The 15,116-nt window shown below is 65.0% G+C and carries 13 protein-coding genes and 1 pseudogene; 2 read left to right on the top strand and 12 right to left on the bottom strand.

All coding sequences use genetic code 11. The features are described from left to right. Positions 1–23: 23 nt before the first annotated feature. From CKW46_RS09465 to CKW46_RS09440, 6 genes are all read right to left on the bottom strand, one after another. Positions 24–854, bottom strand: a complete 831-nt coding sequence (locus CKW46_RS09465) for a hypothetical protein (RefSeq protein ID WP_482053091.1) — start codon at positions 852–854, stop codon at positions 24–26. A 60-nt stretch (positions 855–914) separates the two neighbouring features. Beyond that, positions 915–2,675, bottom strand: a complete 1,761-nt coding sequence (lpqB, locus tag CKW46_RS09460; protein WP_041300087.1) for an MtrAB system accessory lipoprotein LpqB — start codon at positions 2,673–2,675, stop codon at positions 915–917. A 17-nt stretch (positions 2,676–2,692) separates the two neighbouring features. Beyond that, entirely contained in the window at positions 2,693–4,372 is a 1,680-nt protein-coding gene (gene mtrB, locus CKW46_RS09455; protein ID WP_012393168.1) for an MtrAB system histidine kinase MtrB, read from the bottom strand. Positions 4,373–4,421: 49 nt separating this feature from the next. Further along, positions 4,422–5,108: a two-component system response regulator MtrA gene (gene mtrA / locus CKW46_RS09450; RefSeq protein ID WP_015354856.1), complete on the bottom strand. Its 687-nt coding sequence runs from the start codon at positions 5,106–5,108 to the stop codon at positions 4,422–4,424. Between the two features lie 70 nt (positions 5,109–5,178). Continuing rightward, on the bottom strand, positions 5,179–5,832 hold the full coding sequence (locus CKW46_RS09445; protein ID WP_015354855.1) for a dTMP kinase: 654 nt from the start codon (positions 5,830–5,832) through the stop codon (positions 5,179–5,181). A 63-nt stretch (positions 5,833–5,895) separates the two neighbouring features. Then, complete coding sequence (locus CKW46_RS09440; RefSeq protein WP_252872273.1) at positions 5,896–6,096, bottom strand: hypothetical protein; 201 nt, start codon at positions 6,094–6,096, stop codon at positions 5,896–5,898. 195 nt (positions 6,097–6,291) lie between these two features. Between CKW46_RS09440 and CKW46_RS09435 the strand changes: the two are divergent. Both CKW46_RS09435 and CKW46_RS09430 read left to right on the top strand, forming a co-directional pair. Then, positions 6,292–7,495 (top strand): annotated as a pseudogene (locus tag CKW46_RS09435) (ISAs1-like element IS2404/ISMul1 family transposase). A gap of 375 nt (positions 7,496–7,870) precedes the next feature. Then, entirely contained in the window at positions 7,871–9,073 is a 1,203-nt protein-coding gene (locus CKW46_RS09430) for an ISAs1-like element IS2404/ISMul1 family transposase (protein ID WP_482053386.1), read from the top strand. Here the strand turns inward: CKW46_RS09430 and CKW46_RS09425 are convergent. The 6 genes from CKW46_RS09425 to CKW46_RS09400 all read right to left on the bottom strand — a co-directional run bounded on the left by CKW46_RS09425 (position 9,070) and on the right by CKW46_RS09400 (position 15,078). Continuing rightward, positions 9,070–10,701: a PecA family PE domain-processing aspartic protease gene (locus CKW46_RS09425; RefSeq protein WP_482053090.1), complete on the bottom strand. Its 1,632-nt coding sequence runs from the start codon at positions 10,699–10,701 to the stop codon at positions 9,070–9,072. The two genes, CKW46_RS09430 and CKW46_RS09425, sit on opposite strands and share 4 nt — an antisense overlap. 543 nt (positions 10,702–11,244) lie before the next feature. Next, positions 11,245–12,723 carry an adenosylhomocysteinase gene (ahcY, locus tag CKW46_RS09420; RefSeq protein WP_012393163.1) on the bottom strand — a complete coding sequence of 493 codons (1,479 nt, stop codon included), beginning with the start codon at positions 12,721–12,723 and terminating at the stop codon, positions 11,245–11,247. A gap of 104 nt (positions 12,724–12,827) precedes the next feature. Continuing rightward, complete coding sequence (gene alkX, locus CKW46_RS09415) at positions 12,828–13,433, bottom strand: TetR family transcriptional regulator AlkX (RefSeq protein WP_020732140.1); 606 nt, start codon at positions 13,431–13,433, stop codon at positions 12,828–12,830. A gap of 41 nt (positions 13,434–13,474) precedes the next feature. Beyond that, the gene (locus tag CKW46_RS09410) at positions 13,475–13,657 is read right to left on the bottom strand and encodes a rubredoxin (protein WP_011740541.1); all 183 of its coding nucleotides are present in this window, start codon (positions 13,655–13,657) and stop codon (positions 13,475–13,477) included. Beyond that, complete coding sequence (locus CKW46_RS09405) at positions 13,658–13,828, bottom strand: rubredoxin (protein ID WP_011740542.1); 171 nt, start codon at positions 13,826–13,828, stop codon at positions 13,658–13,660. Continuing rightward, on the bottom strand, positions 13,828–15,078 hold the full coding sequence (locus CKW46_RS09400; RefSeq protein ID WP_012393161.1) for an alkane 1-monooxygenase: 1,251 nt from the start codon (positions 15,076–15,078) through the stop codon (positions 13,828–13,830). Before CKW46_RS09400 ends, CKW46_RS09405 begins: the two co-directional genes overlap by 1 nt. Positions 15,079–15,116 lie beyond the last annotated feature (38 nt).

Genomic DNA, 15,116 nt, shown 5'->3' with positions numbered 1-15,116 from the left:
GGGGTGACATCCGAGGCCGGCGTTCAGTCCGAGCCGCGCAACAGGGAGGGCCAACTGAAGCTGAGCGCTCCCTGGCTCAGCCGGGTGATCAGGTCCTCTAGGCGCCGCAGCGGCAACTCCATGCGCCACTCGGGCAGCAGCGCAGACAGCTGCAGTGCATCCAGTCCGAGGTTGACGTGGGTGATCAGCAATCCGTGCGGCAGTGGCGGCAGCGGTACCTGGTAGGCGGGCATCCGGGCCGGCAAAGACCAGCGTCGGCGTCCGGTCATCACGGCGCGGGGTCGCAGCCACAGCGTCGTCCCCACCACGTCGGCGTCCACCTCCAGTCCGCCCCACTCGGGCCGGCGCGACCAGCGCAGTCGGGCGGTCCCATCCTCGGACAGCTCGCTGCGCAGCTGCGGAGCCACCTGCTGCAGCACCTCGTCGAAGATCGCCGCCGGCAGCACCGAGGACAACTCGACCGGTGCCGCCACCACCATCGGTGGTACCCCCGGGCGGATGTGCACGTTGCGCAGGACCGCGACCGCGCTCTGCAGCCGCTGCTCATCCCAGCTGACATCCCGGGCGGCCACCCGGACCTCGCCGAGCTGCCCGACGGCAAGGCCCTGCGGGTCCAGCGCGGAGTCCAACTCGGTGACGGTGAGCACCACGTCCTGGTCGCCCATGCGCACGGTGACTTCCTTGCCGACAAGCAGTTGCTGCAGCGTCATGAACAGCGTCCGGTATGGCATGGCGACGGCCTGGGCGGCTCCCGCGCTCATCGACTGCAAACCGGTTGATGACCATAGCGAGCCCAGCATTTCCAGCGCGCGGAACGGATCATCCCAACGCAGGAAAGGAACTTTGGGCGACATCGGAAAGCGACTCCTCACTACGAGGGTAGTTGGCCCGCCCGGCCCGGCGCAGCCCAGCGGTTATCCCGGCAACACCGGCGCCGCCCCGGCCACCATCAGGCCGGGCACTTCCGCCCAGCTCTGTTGGCCTTCGGCGGATGAGGCCGAGTACATCATCACCCCTTGCGGTCCGGCGACGTACACCGTCGAGGGGTTGGCCGCGATGGCGAACAGCGGAATCTGCAGACCGCGCGCCGGCGCATCGGAATTCACTCCGTCCAGGTTCACATACGACACCGGATGGCCGACGTCGTTACGGGTCACCACGATGTCATCGCCGGTTCGCCAGGACAACGAGACCACCGAGGTACCAAGCCCAAAACCCAGCCGCCGCGGGTAGGTCAGGGCGAACTGGCCGGCCTGGGTCTGCTCGACGCTGGACAGAATCACCCGCCCGTCAATCACCATCGCCGCGCGGGTGCCGTCCCGGGAGAGCTGCAGATCGGTGATCGCCCCGGGGAAGCGACTGGACACCGCGGTGGAGTCGACGGGAATCCGGGCCGGCTGTCCGGACGCAGGTTCTTGGATCGCGCGCAGCACATTGTTGGTGTCGACCACCACCCAGACCGCGTCGTCGAGCGACCAGCTGGGCCGCGACAGATCGTGGCCGTCGGCGGCTTGCACCGCCTCGGCGCCGAGCTCACCGATCCACAGTGAGGCGGCCACGTCGGGGGCGCCGCGCCGCAGCGTCACCACCGAGGCCACCAGGCGACCGGTGCGTGACAACGCCGCACCGGTCTGGTCCCCCATCCGACCGAAGGCTCCCCCGACGGTGGTGATCCGCTGTCCGTCCAGCGCCACGAGTGACCCCCCCACCAGGGCGTGCAGTCCCGCCCCGGCTCCGTCGGCTACCCCCGGGTCGGTGGCGGCGACATCGGAGGTGGTCCACCCTTCGGCGAACCGGTCATCCAGCGGGGCACCGTCGGCGTTGATCACATAGGGCCCTCGGATGTCCGCTCGGGCCAACGTCCAAATGATCTGCGCGGCCAGCAATTGCCGGCTGTGCGGATCGGTGGTGGACAGCTTCTCCAGGTCGATGCGCGCGCCACCGTATCCCTTGCCGATGCCGCTCTTGCCGCCATCGGCCCGCGTCACCGGACCGCGCAGCCGCAACGGCGGCGCCAGCAGGTTGCGCACCGAATGCGCCATCTCCGGACGTGGGCCGGCCAGCAGCTTGGACACCAGCTCGGTGGCCAGCTGGTCATGGTCGGACACGGCAACATAGCGTGGGTCGGGAACCACCGTCTTGCCGGTCGGGTCCGCGAAATACAGCGTGTTGCGCTTGTAGGTGGATTGGAATTGCTGCCAGTCCAGGAAGACTCCGTTGGGCAGCCGATCGATGCGCCAGCCGCCGGAGGTCTTGACCAACTCGATCGGCCCCGGGTCGGGTAACTCGCCTTCGGCGGTCTCGAAGACTCCCATATCGGACAGTGAGCCCAGGATGTCTGCCCGCATGGTCGCCGAAACCCGTTCGGCGCCACGGGTTTCCACGAAGACCACGTGGTCGATCAGCAGGGCGCTACCGGCATCGTCCCACGCGTTGGAGGCCGACTGGGTGAGGAACTGCCGCGCCGCCAGATGCCGGTTGGCCGGATCGGCCGTGGCTTTGAGGAATTCCCGCAGCAGCACGTCAGGATCCATGCCCGGGATCGGCTTGGGCAGATTCGACGGCGCCGGACGCTCCACGGTGCCGATGGCTTGTGGAGCTGATGAACTCGGCACGCTCGCGCAGCCACCGAGCAGCACAGCCGCGAACACCAGGGCAAATACCGACCGAACCATCGTCGGAAACTCCCGCATCAGCCGCTCCACTCCGCGTGCTCACGGGGGCGCAGGCGGTCGGTGTGCTCCAGCGCATTCGGTTGCGCCGCCGGTTGCGGGATCGGCTTCATGGGCAGCGGGCTGGTAGTGACCTTGTGGCCCCGAACCAGCGGCAAGGTCAGCCGGAAGCAGGCACCCTGGCCGGGTTCGCCCCAGGCTTCCAGCCGGCCCTGGTGCAGCCGCGCGTCCTCGACGCTGATGGCCAGACCCAGCCCGGTGCCGCCGGACCGGCGCACCCGGGACGGATCCGCCCGCCAGAAGCGGCTGAACACCAACTTCTCCTCGCCGGGCCGCAGTCCCACGCCGTAGTCGCGGACGGTGACCGCGACGGTATCTTCGTCGGCGCCCATCCGAATCCGCACCGGCTTGTGCTCGGCGTGATCGATGGCGTTGGCAATCAGATTGCGCAGTATCCGTTCCACCCGGCGCGCATCGACCTCGGCGATCACCTCGCTGTCCGGCATCTCCACCAACAACTCGATGCCGGCCTCCTCGGCCAGGTGACCCACGTTGCCGAGCGCGCTGTTGACGGTGGTGCGCAGGTCGACCGCCTCAACCGACAGCTCGGCCACACCGGCGTCGTGGCGCGAGATCTCGAGGAGGTCGTTGAGCAAGGACTCGAACCGGTCCAGTTCGTTGACCATCAACTCGGTGGAGCGCCGCAGCGTCGGATCCAGGTCGGCGCTGTGGTCATAGATCAGGTCGGCGGCCATCCGGACCGTGGTCAGCGGGGTGCGCAGCTCATGACTGACATCGGAGGTGAACCGACGCTGCAGGTTGCCGAACTCCTCGAGCTGGGTGATCTGACGAGACAGGCTTTCGGCCATGTCGTTGAACGACAGCGCCAACCGCGCCATGTCATCCTCACCACGCACCGGCATCCGTTCGGACAGGTGTCCCTCGGCGAAGCGCTCGGCGATCCGCGATGCGGACCGGACCGGGACCACGACTTGACGCGAGACCAGCAACGCGATACCGGCCAGCAGGACCAGCAGTACCAGGCTGCCGGTGGCCATCGTGCCGCGCACCAGCGTGATCGTGGCCTGCTCATTGGCCAGCGGAAAGATCAGGTACAGCTCGAGATTGGCCACCCGCGACGACGTCGGGGTGCCGACGATGAGCGCCGGCCCGGAGAAGCCATCGGTATGCACGGTGGCGTACTGATATGCGGCCTGCCCCGCCTTGACGAAGCCGCGCAATGCGCTGGGCACCTGGTCGACAGGGCCGGCCGCGGAGGCAGCGCGCGGACCGTCACCCGGCACCATCAGCACCGCATCAAACGCACCGGCCTGACCGGCACCCGAGGCCGGATCGGTCTTCGAGGTCAAAGTGTTGCGGGCAAGCTGAAGACTGCTGTCCAGCGAGCGGGTCTCCTCGCCGTTGACTATTCCGCTAACGGTGTTGCGGGCCCGCTCGATCTGGTCGATGGCGGCTTTGACCTTGATATCGAGCACGCGGTTGGTGACCTGACTGGTCAGCACGAAGCCCAGCGCCATGACGACAGCCAGCGAAAGCCCCAGCGTCAGCGCCACCACGCGCAGTTGCAGCGACCGACGCCACGCAACGCCAACGGCTCGGCTCAACGCGCTCAACCCGCGCGTCATCGGACCGGAACGCCCCCAGCGACCCCGCATGCGCCGTCGCGAGCCCCAGATCACTGGCACCGATCCTCAGCATCGCCGCGCTCTGCATCGTCGCCGGTGCAGATCACGGAGGTCCGGCCTTGTAACCCACTCCTCGAACGGTCAATACCACGGTCGGGTTCTCAGGGTCTTTCTCAACCTTGGCCCGCAGACGCTGGACATGCACGTTCACCAGGCGGGTATCCGCCGGGTGCCGGTACCCCCACACCTGTTCGAGCAGCACATCACGAGTAAACACCTGGCGCGGTTTGCGTGCCAACGCAACGAGCAGGTCGAACTCCAGCGGCGTGAGCGAGATCTGCTCGCCGTTGCGGGTGACCTTGTGCGCCGGCACGTCGATGTCGACGTCGGCGATGGACAGCATCTCGGCGGGCTCGTCGTCGTTGCGGCGCAGCCGCGCCCGCACCCGGGCCACCAGCTCCTTGGGCTTGAACGGCTTCATGATGTAGTCGTCAGCGCCAGACTCCAGGCCGAGAACCACATCGACGGTGTCGGTCTTGGCGGTCAGCATCACGATCGGCACCCCGGAATCGGCGCGCAGCACCCGGCACACGTCGATCCCGTTCATCCCGGGCAACATCAAATCCAACAGCACCAAGTCCGGGCGCAACTCGCGCACCGCAGTCAGGGCCTGAGTACCGTCGCCGATGACCGCGGTATCGAAACCCTCCCCACGCAACACAATGGTGAGCATCTCCGCCAACGAAGCGTCGTCGTCGACAACCAGAATCCTTTGCCTCATGGTGTCCATGGTGGCACCAGATTGGGACAAAACTGGCGCACCACACGGGCGTTTCGCGCTTGATTAGGGCAAATACCCCTCAATTTCCCCCCTCTGGGGCCGTCGGCGACATCAATGTCGCCGCCAGAGCCCCCGGATCGACGTCCGCGTCGACAACCAGCCACCGACCACCCCAGCCCGCGGCGGCCAGCTCGGCGTACACCGAGCCGGTGCGCTGCTGCAGCCCATCGTCGCGTTCGTAGCTGTCGCGGGGCCGGCCCGGGTCGCTGCGGGCCCGCCCACGCGACCTCTCGCCGGCCAGCTCGACGGGCACCGCGAGCAGTACCTGCCAGTCCGGTTCGGGCAGCCCGAACCGCTCATACTCCATCCGCCCCACCCAGGCCACAGCTTCCCCCGCCGAGTCCTGATGCAGGCGCGCCGCGCTGTAGGCGGCGTTGGACGCCACGTAGCGGTCCAGAATCACCACCTCGTAGGCCAGACACAAGCCGTGGATCTCGTCGACCGCGGCGGCGCGGTCCAGCGCGAACAGGGACGCCATCGCGAACACCGAGGACGCGAGATCGCCGTGCTCGCCGTGTAGCGCCTCGGCCGCGATATCGGCCGCGACCGAGTTTCCGTAGCGCGGGAAGGCCAGCGTGGCCACCGATCTTCCGGCGGCTTCGAACTCCTTGCGCAGACCCTCGGACAAAGTTCGCTTGCCCGCGCCGTCAACGCCTTCGATCGCGATCAGCACGGCATCAGCCTATTGCGCGCCGTGCGGCACTTCTGCGGAGCATGTCGGTGCCCATCCGCACGGTCAGTGAATCGGCCCTGACTTGACGTTCTGGGCGTTGAACAAGCCTGATACCTGGTTACCCAGGTTCCCGAACCCCGAATTTACCTGGTTACCCAGGTTCCCGAACCCCGAATTGAAGGTCTCCAACAACCCCGGGGTGAAGGTGCCCGCATTGAAGAAGCCGGAGATGAACGTCCCGGAACTGTTGACGAAGCCCGACATGAAGCCGGGGTTGATGCCCTCGGGGCCGGTGTTGCGAAAGCCCGAACTAAACCAGGGCTCCGGCGTTGTTGATTAGCAGGCTTGTGAGCTGGGTTGATGATCTTTGGTGCCGCGCTATTGGGGCCGGAGTGTAGGCACGGGCTATCTGGAGAACGATCGAGTTGGTTACTGTTCGTCGTTGGTCTGGAGTTGCCCGTGCCTACCGTTTCAGTATTGCCTGTGTCGTCGGTTCCAGAGGTGTTCGACCGCTGGAGTCCTGGTGAGCGCAGCGAGCTCATCGGATCGGAGTTTCTCGATGTGTTGGCCTCGGTGCCAGACCCGAGGGACCCACGCGGTCGGAGGTATTCGCTGATGGCTTTGTTGGCGATCGCGGTTCTGGCCACTGCCGCGGGGATGCGCGGCTATGCTGGTTTTGCCACATGGGCGGCCACCGCTCCCGATGATGTGTTGGCCCAATTAGGGGTCCGGTTCCGGCGGCCCAGTGAGAAGACCTTCCGCGCTGTTTTGTCTCGGCTAGACCCCGCCGACCTCAACGCCAGGATGGGCAGTTACTTCACTGCACACGTGGCCAGCAGCGACCCCAGTGGATTGGTGCCGATCGCGTTGGACGGCAAGATGCTGCGTGGTGCCTTTACGCGCCAAAGCGACAGCCACGCATCTCGTGTCGGTGTTCGCCCACCGTGCCCGATTGGTGCTCGGTCAACTCGCTGTCGCCGAGAAAAGCAATGAAATTCCCTGCGTACGTGCCCTGCTCACGCTGCTGCCGGGTAGCTTGCGGTGGCTGGTCACCGTGGATGCGATGCATACCCAGGTCGTCACCGCGAAGTTGATCTGCGCCACCTTGAAGTCGCACTACCTGATGATCGTCAAGTCCAACCAAGCCAAAATACTTGCGCGTATCACCGCGCTGCCCTGGGCCGAGGTGCCCACAGCCGCTACCGACGACTCCCGCGGCCACGGCCGTGTCGAGACCCGCACCCTGCAAATCATCACCGCTGCACGAGGAATCGGCTTCCCCTACGCAAAACAAATCATCCGGATCACTCGTGAACGCTTGATCACCGCCACCGACCAGCGCAGCGTGGAGGTGGTCTATGCCATCTGCAGCCTGCCGTTCGAGCACGCCCGCCCTACCGCGATCATGACCTGGATGCGTCAACACTGGGGAATCGAGAACAGCCTGCACTGGATACGCGACGTCACCTTCGACGAAGACCGTCAAAGGGCACATACCGGAAACGGCGCACAGGTCCTAGCAACGCTACGCAACACCGCGATCAATCTGCACCGCCTCAACGGCGCCGACAACATCGCCGAAGCCTGCCGGATCACCGCTTTGACCGCCAACCGCCGCCTAGACCTCCTCAATCCACAATTCCCCAGCTCACAAGCCTGCTAATCAACAACGCCGGAGCCCTGCCAAGGCGGCGCACCGGCGACGCCGGTGGTCACTTCGGGTTGGGCATGCACACGACACGATCGCGACAGTCCGCCCGGTCGACATCAGCGGAAATCGGGTGGGCGCTCGGCAACCTGCGTGTCAGTTGTGAAAGATGGTGGTCCCGACGCCGCTGGGGCTGTTCGAGATGTATATCGCCTGCTGCCCGAAGGGGAGATATCCGGTATTCATCCAGGGCTCCGGCGTTGTTGATTAGCAGGCTTGTGAGCTGGGTTGATGATCTTTGGTGCCGCGCTATTGGGGCCGGAGTGTAGGCACGGGCTATCTGGAGAACGATCGAGTTGGTTACTGTTCGTCGTTGGTCTGGAGTTGCCCGTGCCTACCGTTTCAGTATTGCCTGTGTCGTCGGTTCCAGAGGTGTTCGACCGCTGGAGTCCTGGTGAGCGCAGCGAGCTCATCGGATCGGAGTTTCTCGATGTGTTGGCCTCGGTGCCAGACCCGAGGGACCCACGCGGTCGGAGGTATTCGCTGATGGCTTTGTTGGCGATCGCGGTTCTGGCCACTGCCGCGGGGATGCGCGGCTATGCTGGTTTTGCCACATGGGCGGCCACCGCTCCCGATGATGTGTTGGCCCAATTAGGGGTCCGGTTCCGGCGGCCCAGTGAGAAGACCTTCCGCGATGTTTTGTCTCGGCTAGACCCCGCCGACCTCAACGCCAGGATGGGCAGTTACTTCACTGCACACGTGGCCAGCAGCGACCCCAGTGGATTGGTGCCGATCGCGTTGGACGGCAAGATGCTGCGTGGTGCTTTACGCGCCAAAGCGACAGCCACGCATCTCGTGTCGGTGTTCGCCCACCGTGCCCGATTGGTGCTCGGTCAACTCGCTGTCGCCGAGAAAAGCAATGAAATTCCCTGCGTACGTGCCCTGCTCACGCTGCTGCCGGGTAGCTTGCGGTGGCTGGTCACCGTGGATGCGATGCATACCCAGGTCGTCACCGCGAAGTTGATCTGCGCCACCTTGAAGTCGCACTACCTGATGATCGTCAAGTCCAACCAAGCCAAAATACTTGCGCGTATCACCGCGCTGCCCTGGGCCGAGGTGCCCGCAGCCGCTACCGACGACTCCCGCGGCCACGGCCGTGTCGAGACCCGCACCCTGCAAATCATCACCGCTGCACGAGGAATCGGCTTCCCCTACGCAAAACAAATCATCCGGATCACTCGTGAACGCTTGATCACCGCCACCGACCAGCGCAGCGTGGAGGTGGTCTATGCCATCTACAGCCTGCCGTTCGAGCACGCCCGCCCTACCGCGATCATGACCTGGATGCGTCAACACTGGGGAATCGAGAACAGCCTGCACTGGATACGCGACGTCACCTTCGACGAAGACCGTCAAAGGGCACATACCGGAAACGGCGCACAGGTCCTAGCAACGCTACGCAACACCGCGATCAATCTGCACCGCCTCAACGGCGCCGACAACATCGCCGAAGCCTGCCGGATCACCGCTTTGACCGCCAACCGCCGCCTAGACCTCCTCAATCCACAATTCCCCAGCTCACAAGCCTGCTAATCAACAACGCCGGAGCCCTGGGTATTCATCGAGGTTCCCGAGGTCACCGTTGGGCCGTTGGTCGCCGTCGTCGTGTACGAGTACAGCAGTGTGGAGCCGTCACTGGTATACACCGAAATGGTTGTCCCGGCTGGCACGGTTCCAGAGACCTGACCGGTTCCGAGCACCGATGACGGAATAGTCCCGTCCACACCACCGGAGTCGATGACCGCGGTAATGGGTTGCAGCGGACCGCCATTGACCTGTACCAGCAGCGGGGTAATCGGCGCACCCGGAACCGAGATGCCCGAGGGTAGTGAATTGGGGCCGAACTGCAGCTCACCCTGGGGCGCGTTGACGAGCACGCCCTCGTCGAGTTGGCCCGGCAACGCCGTAGTAGGACTGCTGATCCCCGGGCCCCCGGCGTTGGGCCCAACGCCCAGCGTGCCATGTGCCAAACCGAACATGCCCACGCCGAAAACGGGTTGTAGGACTGGGCTCAGGGCAATGATCAGTAGGCTGTTCAGAGTCGTCGGGAAGGGTAGGACGGCGACCTCAATCGGCGTCGGCGCGCTAACGGCGCCGTTGCCGAAATCCACCGTCGTGTTGAACCCGATGATGACGAAGTCCAGACCCGAGGCGTAGCTAGCGATGCCAATGCCGGTGGGCCAGCCCAGATTCTGGAACCCGACCGCCCAGAACGGGATGACGAGGCCCCTGGATCCGGTGTCAACCAGCACGGGCACGCTCGGTCCCCCGTTCACCGAGACGTTGACGTTCGGCGAAGTCAGACCGTAACCTTCGGCGACGTCCAACGGGACGGTGACGTTCACCGGTGAACCAACACCAGCGGCCCCGTTCTGCCCAAACAACCAGCCGCCGAGGCCTCCTGCCCCACCGGCCGCGTTGGTGCCGCCGGCACCCCCATCGCCGCCATTGCCGATCAGGACCGCCCTGCCTCCCGGCCCGCCGACGGTAGCGGGCCCGCTTCCTGCGGCTCCCGCCTGCCCACCGTGCCCGCCGTCACCGATCAGCCAGCCGCCGCGACCGCCGGCCCCGCCATTTGCGCCAGCACCGCCGGCACCACCGTCGCCCCCGTTGCCGATCAGCCCCGCCGCGCCGCCGGCCCCACCGGCGACCCCTGCCGTCGTCTGCGAATAACCAGTTCCACCGTCGCCGATCAGCAGCCCGCCCGCCCCGCCGTTGGGATCGGCGGCCGTCCCATTTGTTCCATTGCCGATCAGCGGGCGCCCCAAGAGGGCTCGAGTCGGCGCATTGATCGCGCCCAACAGGTCTTGCTCGACGGCCTGCAGCGGCGCGGCATCCACCTGCGCGCTGATCGCCTGATAGTCCCGGACATAGCCGACCGCAACCGCCTCAGCCTCCGCATACGCCCCCGCCCCGGCCCCCAACGCCCGCGCGAACCGCTGCTCAAACTCCGCCCACTGCCCACACACCGCCTGATACTCGCGACCAAACCCCCCAAACAACGCCGCAATCGCCACCGACACCTCATCACCGGCAGCCGCCGTCACCGACGTCGTCGCCCCCGCCGCCGCCGCATTAGCCGCACCCACCACCGACCCAATCCCGGCCACATCGGTTGCCGCCGCCGCCACCCACTCCGGAACCACACTCACAAACGACACAACACCCACCGCCCATCCACCCAAAGGCCAACAGAGTTCGACCCGGACCCAACCGGTCCAAACACGCTATATCCGCAGGTCAGCGATGCATCCGTAGAAAAATCAGATTGTCGAAAGTTGAGTAGCACCGCTCCCGCACGCCGCCCACCAGCGTCTTAGCCACCCCAACCCAAACTGCACAAACAACCACCGGCAACCACCAAACCCGTCTCAACACCGAGACAGACCCACAAACACCCCAACCATCACCCGCGCCCCGGTCCCACCACACCCCAACTCATGCACTCGGGTGTCTGGGGTTGCGGTCTTCGATGATGTCGCCACTCGGATCAGCGGCCGCCTATGGGGGCTTCGGGGGAACGGGCAGTCCCGCGGTGGCCGTCATGGCGATCGCCGCTACCGACACTTGGGTCGCGCGTCCGCTCACGACCGCCTAACGGTCGAAGCCACAACAGCGCGATTGCAGCGGGCACTTGCCGTACCCGCCAAAAGCGGAAGCCACGCGGGCAGCGGTGCAGCTACCAGCGTGGCTTCCGTTGAGTGTCAGTAGCGGTAGTGGTCGGGCTTGTAGGGGCCTTCGACGTCCACGCCGAGGTATTCGGCCTGGTCCTTGGTGAGCTTGGTCAGGCGACCGCCAAGGGCTTCGACGTGGATGCGCGCCACCTTCTCGTCGAGGTGCTTGGGCAGCCGGTAGACCTCGTTGTCGTATTCGTCGTTCTTGGTCCACAGCTCGATCTGGGCGATCGTCTGGTTGGCGAAGCTGTTGCTCATCACGAAGGAGGGGTGCCCGGTGGCGTTGCCCAGGTTCAGCAGACGGCCCTCGGACAGCACGATGATCGAGCGACCGGTGTCGCCGAAGGTCCACAGATCGACCTGCGGCTTGATGTTGGTACGCGTGGCTCCGGAACGCTCCAGGCCGGCCATGTCGATCTCGTTGTCGAAGTGGCCGATGTTGCCCAGGATCGAATGATCCTTCATCGCCTTGATGTGCTCGAGCATGATGATGTCTTTGTTACCGGTCGATGTGACGACGATGTCGGCGTCGCCGATGGCGTCCTCGACGGTAACCACGTCGAAGCCCTCCATCATGGCCTGCAACGCGTTGATCGGGTCGATCTCGGTGACCGAGACGCGGGCACCCTGGCCCTTCATCGCCTCCGCACAACCCTTGCCGACGTCACCGTAACCACAGATCAACACCTTCTTGCCACCGATCAGCGCATCGGTGCCGCGGTTGATGCCGTCGATCAACGAGTGCCGGGTGCCGTACTTGTTGTCGAACTTGGACTTGGTGACCGAGTCGTTGACGTTGATCGCCGGGAAGGCCAGATCCCCGGCCGCGGCGAATTGGTAAAGCCGCAGCACGCCGGTGGTGGTCTCCTCGGTGACGCCCTTGACCGACTCCGCGATCTTGGTCCACTTGCCCTTGTCGGTCTCGAAGCGGCTGCGCAGCAGGCCCAGGAAGACCTTCCACTCGGCCGAGTCGTCTTCCTCGGCCGGAGGCACCACACCGGCCTTCTCGTACTGCATCCCGCGCAGCACCAGCATGGTGGCATCGCCACCGTCGTCGAGGATCATGTTCGCCGGCTTGTCCGAGTCGGGCCACGTCAGCATCTGCTCGGCGCACCACCAGTACTCTTCAAGCGATTCGCCCTTCCAGGCGAACACCGGGACGCCCTTGGGCTCCTCGGGGGTGCCATGCGGGCCGACGACAACGGCGGCCGCCGCATGGTCTTGGGTCGAGAAGATGTTGCATGACGCCCAACGAACTTCGGCGCCTAGCGCGGTGAGGGTTTCAATCAACACCGCGGTCTGGACGGTCATGTGCAGCGAACCCGAGATACGGGCACCTTTGAGAGGTTGCACCTCGGCGTACTCGCGGCGCAGCGACATCAGGCCGGGCATCTCGTGCTCAGCGATCCGCAGTTCTTTGCGCCCGAAATCCGCTAGCGACAAATCGGCAATCTTGAAATCGATGCCGTTCTTCGTGTCGGCAGATAGCGAAGTTTCGGTAGTCGTCATACGGGTTACATCCTTACTTAGGGGACCTATGAAAAACTGAGCAGACTACTTTGGCTATAAATGCTCTCGCGCCACTCTATCCCTCGGCCCCCAAGCCGCGCAGGTCAGGGGACGTTAATCACACCATGACGCTCGGCGAACGGGGTCATCAGCCTAGCCAGATCCGCCGCCACATTGTGGTCGGCCTCCGGCGGCATCGACACATAACTCAACGACAGACGTACGATCGCCCGCGCCAGCACATTGGCGTCGTCGTCGCTGGTCGCCACCCAGGTCTGGGTGAAGGCCGTCGCCAGTCGAGCCGAGGCACGCGTGATGATCGGCGCGCTGTCGGTGGTGATGAGCTGTAGCAGGTCGGGCTTGGCCACCCCGGTCAGCAGCGAGATCACCAGCGGGTCGGCCGCCGACTCACCGAAGAATGACCGAAAGCCCTGCAGGAACGCCTCGTAGATGTTGCCGACGTTGGCGTCCAGGGCAGCATGCACCTTGTCGACCAGGCGGTCGGCCAGACGCAATGCGTAGCCCTGCGCAAGGCCTTGCCGCGAGCCGAACTCGTTGTAGATGGTCTGGCGGCTGATGCCCGCGGACCGGGCAACGTCGGACAAGGTGATCGCCGACCAGTCGCGGGTCAACAGCAGATCACGCATGGCATCCAGGACCGAATCACGCAGCAGGACGCGGGAGGCTTCGGCGTAGGGAACGCGCTTCACAGGGCCGACGATATCTCTTTTGGCGAAGGAGTTGGTGTCGATCACGGTCGAGCCACCTCCACCATCACGAAGTCCGCCTTTGCCGCACCGCAGTCGGGGCAACTCCAGTCCTCCGGGATGTCGTCCCATCTGGTGCCGGGTGCGATACCGTCTTCCGGCCAGCCCAGCGCTTCGTCGTACTCGAAGCCGCATTGGACGCACTGATACAACTTGTAGTCACTCACTTACTTGCCTCCCATCCTTTCGAAATCAACTTTCTCGCGCACTGAGCAGTCCGGACAGCACCAGTCGTCGGGAATCTGGTCCCACCGGGTGCCGGCCGGAAAACCTTCCCGCGGATCGCCTTTGCCCTCGTCATAGGTGTAATCGCAGACGGGACACCGGTAGGCGGTCATCACCCGATGCCTTGGTGCGAAGCCCCGTAGCGGGCCAGCATCTTGTCCCGCACCCGGGGGTGCAGGTTGACCTTGGTGATGTCACCGCCGTAGTGCTCGAGCACACGGTGGTCCATCACTTTGCGCCACAGCGGCGGGAAGTAGGTGAGCGAGATCATCGACGCGTACCCGCTGGGCAGGTTGGGAGCGCCGTCCATGCTGCGCAGCGTTTGGTACCGACGGGTGGGGTTGGCGTGGTGGTCGCTGTGTCGCTGCAGGTGGTAGAGGAACAGGTTGGTGACGATGTGGTCGGAGTTCCAGCTGTGCACCGGCGCGCAACGCTCATAACGGCCGTTGGAGGTCGGCTGCCGCAGCAGCCCGTAGTGCTCGAGGTAGTTGACCGCTTCCAGCAGGCAGAAGCCGAACACCGCCTGGATGATCACGAAGGGAATCAGCCCCAGCCCGAAGACCGCGATCAGCACGCCCCACAGCAGCACTGACATCGCCCAGGCGTTGAGCACGTCGTTGGACGGATAGGTCTTGGGGTTCCAGGGGCTGCGCCCCTGCCGGCGCAGCCGTTGTGCCTCCAGCCCGATCGCCGAACGGAGGCTGCCGAAAACGGTGCGGGGCAGAAATTCCCAGAAGGTCTCCCCGAAGCGCGCCGATGCCGGGTCTTCCGGTGTGGAGACGCGCACGTGGTGGCCCCGGTTGTGCTCGATGTAGAAGTGGCCGTAGCCGGTCTGCGCCAGGGTGATCTTGGACAGCCAGCGTTCCAGCGAATCCTTCTTGTGCCCCATCTCGTGGGCGGTGTTGATGCCGACGCCGCCGAGAACCCCGACCGACAACGCCACACCGATCTTCCCCAACCAGTTCAAGCCGCCGTCAAAACCAAGCCAGCCGAGGTCCGAGGCGGTGAACAGGTAGGCCCCCAGCACCACGCTGAGGTACTGGAACGGGATGTAGATGTAGGTGCAGTAGCGGTAGTACTTGTCGTTTTCCAGCCGCTCCATCACCTCGTCCGGCGGGTTCTGCCCGTCGGGCCCGAACCCCAGGTCGAGCAGCGGCAGCAGGATGTAGACGAGCATGGGGCCCACCCACAGGGGCACCTGGGCGGCGAGGTGCCAGCCAAAGTGATTCAGCCCCCAGACGATCGGCAAGACCACGAACAGCGCGGTGGGGGCGATGAGCCCCATGAGCCAGAGATAGCGCTTCTTGTCTCGCCATTCGGTTTCCGGCGCATCAGGTACGTCGGACCTGAACTGTGTGGTCATATGCCAAACCTCCTCGTGAGTCACACCACGTAGGTTTG

Source organism: Mycobacterium liflandii, assembly GCF_022354805.1.
Lineage (GTDB): Bacteria > Actinomycetota > Actinomycetes > Mycobacteriales > Mycobacteriaceae > Mycobacterium > Mycobacterium marinum.
This window is presented reverse-complemented; position numbering and strand designations above follow the sequence as displayed.

Excerpts from the sequence above, each read along its gene's own strand:
- CKW46_RS09405 (WP_011740542.1), bottom strand. The coding sequence starts at position 13,828 with ATGACCGCCTACCGGTGTCCCGTCTGCGATTACACCTATGACGAGGGC.
- CKW46_RS09465 (WP_482053091.1), bottom strand. The coding sequence starts at position 854 with ATGTCGCCCAAAGTTCCTTTCCTGCGTTGGGATGATCCGTTCCGCGCG.
- mtrA (WP_015354856.1), bottom strand. The coding sequence starts at position 5,108 with ATGGACACCATGAGGCAAAGGATTCTGGTTGTCGACGACGACGCTTCG.
- CKW46_RS09400 (WP_012393161.1), bottom strand. The coding sequence starts at position 15,078 with ATGACCACACAGTTCAGGTCCGACGTACCTGATGCGCCGGAAACCGAA.
- lpqB (WP_041300087.1), bottom strand. The coding sequence starts at position 2,675 with ATGGTTCGGTCGGTATTTGCCCTGGTGTTCGCGGCTGTGCTGCTCGGT.
- CKW46_RS09440 (WP_252872273.1), bottom strand. The coding sequence starts at position 6,096 with ATGTCGGGCTTCGTCAACAGTTCCGGGACGTTCATCTCCGGCTTCTTC.
- ahcY (WP_012393163.1), bottom strand. The coding sequence starts at position 12,723 with ATGACGACTACCGAAACTTCGCTATCTGCCGACACGAAGAACGGCATC.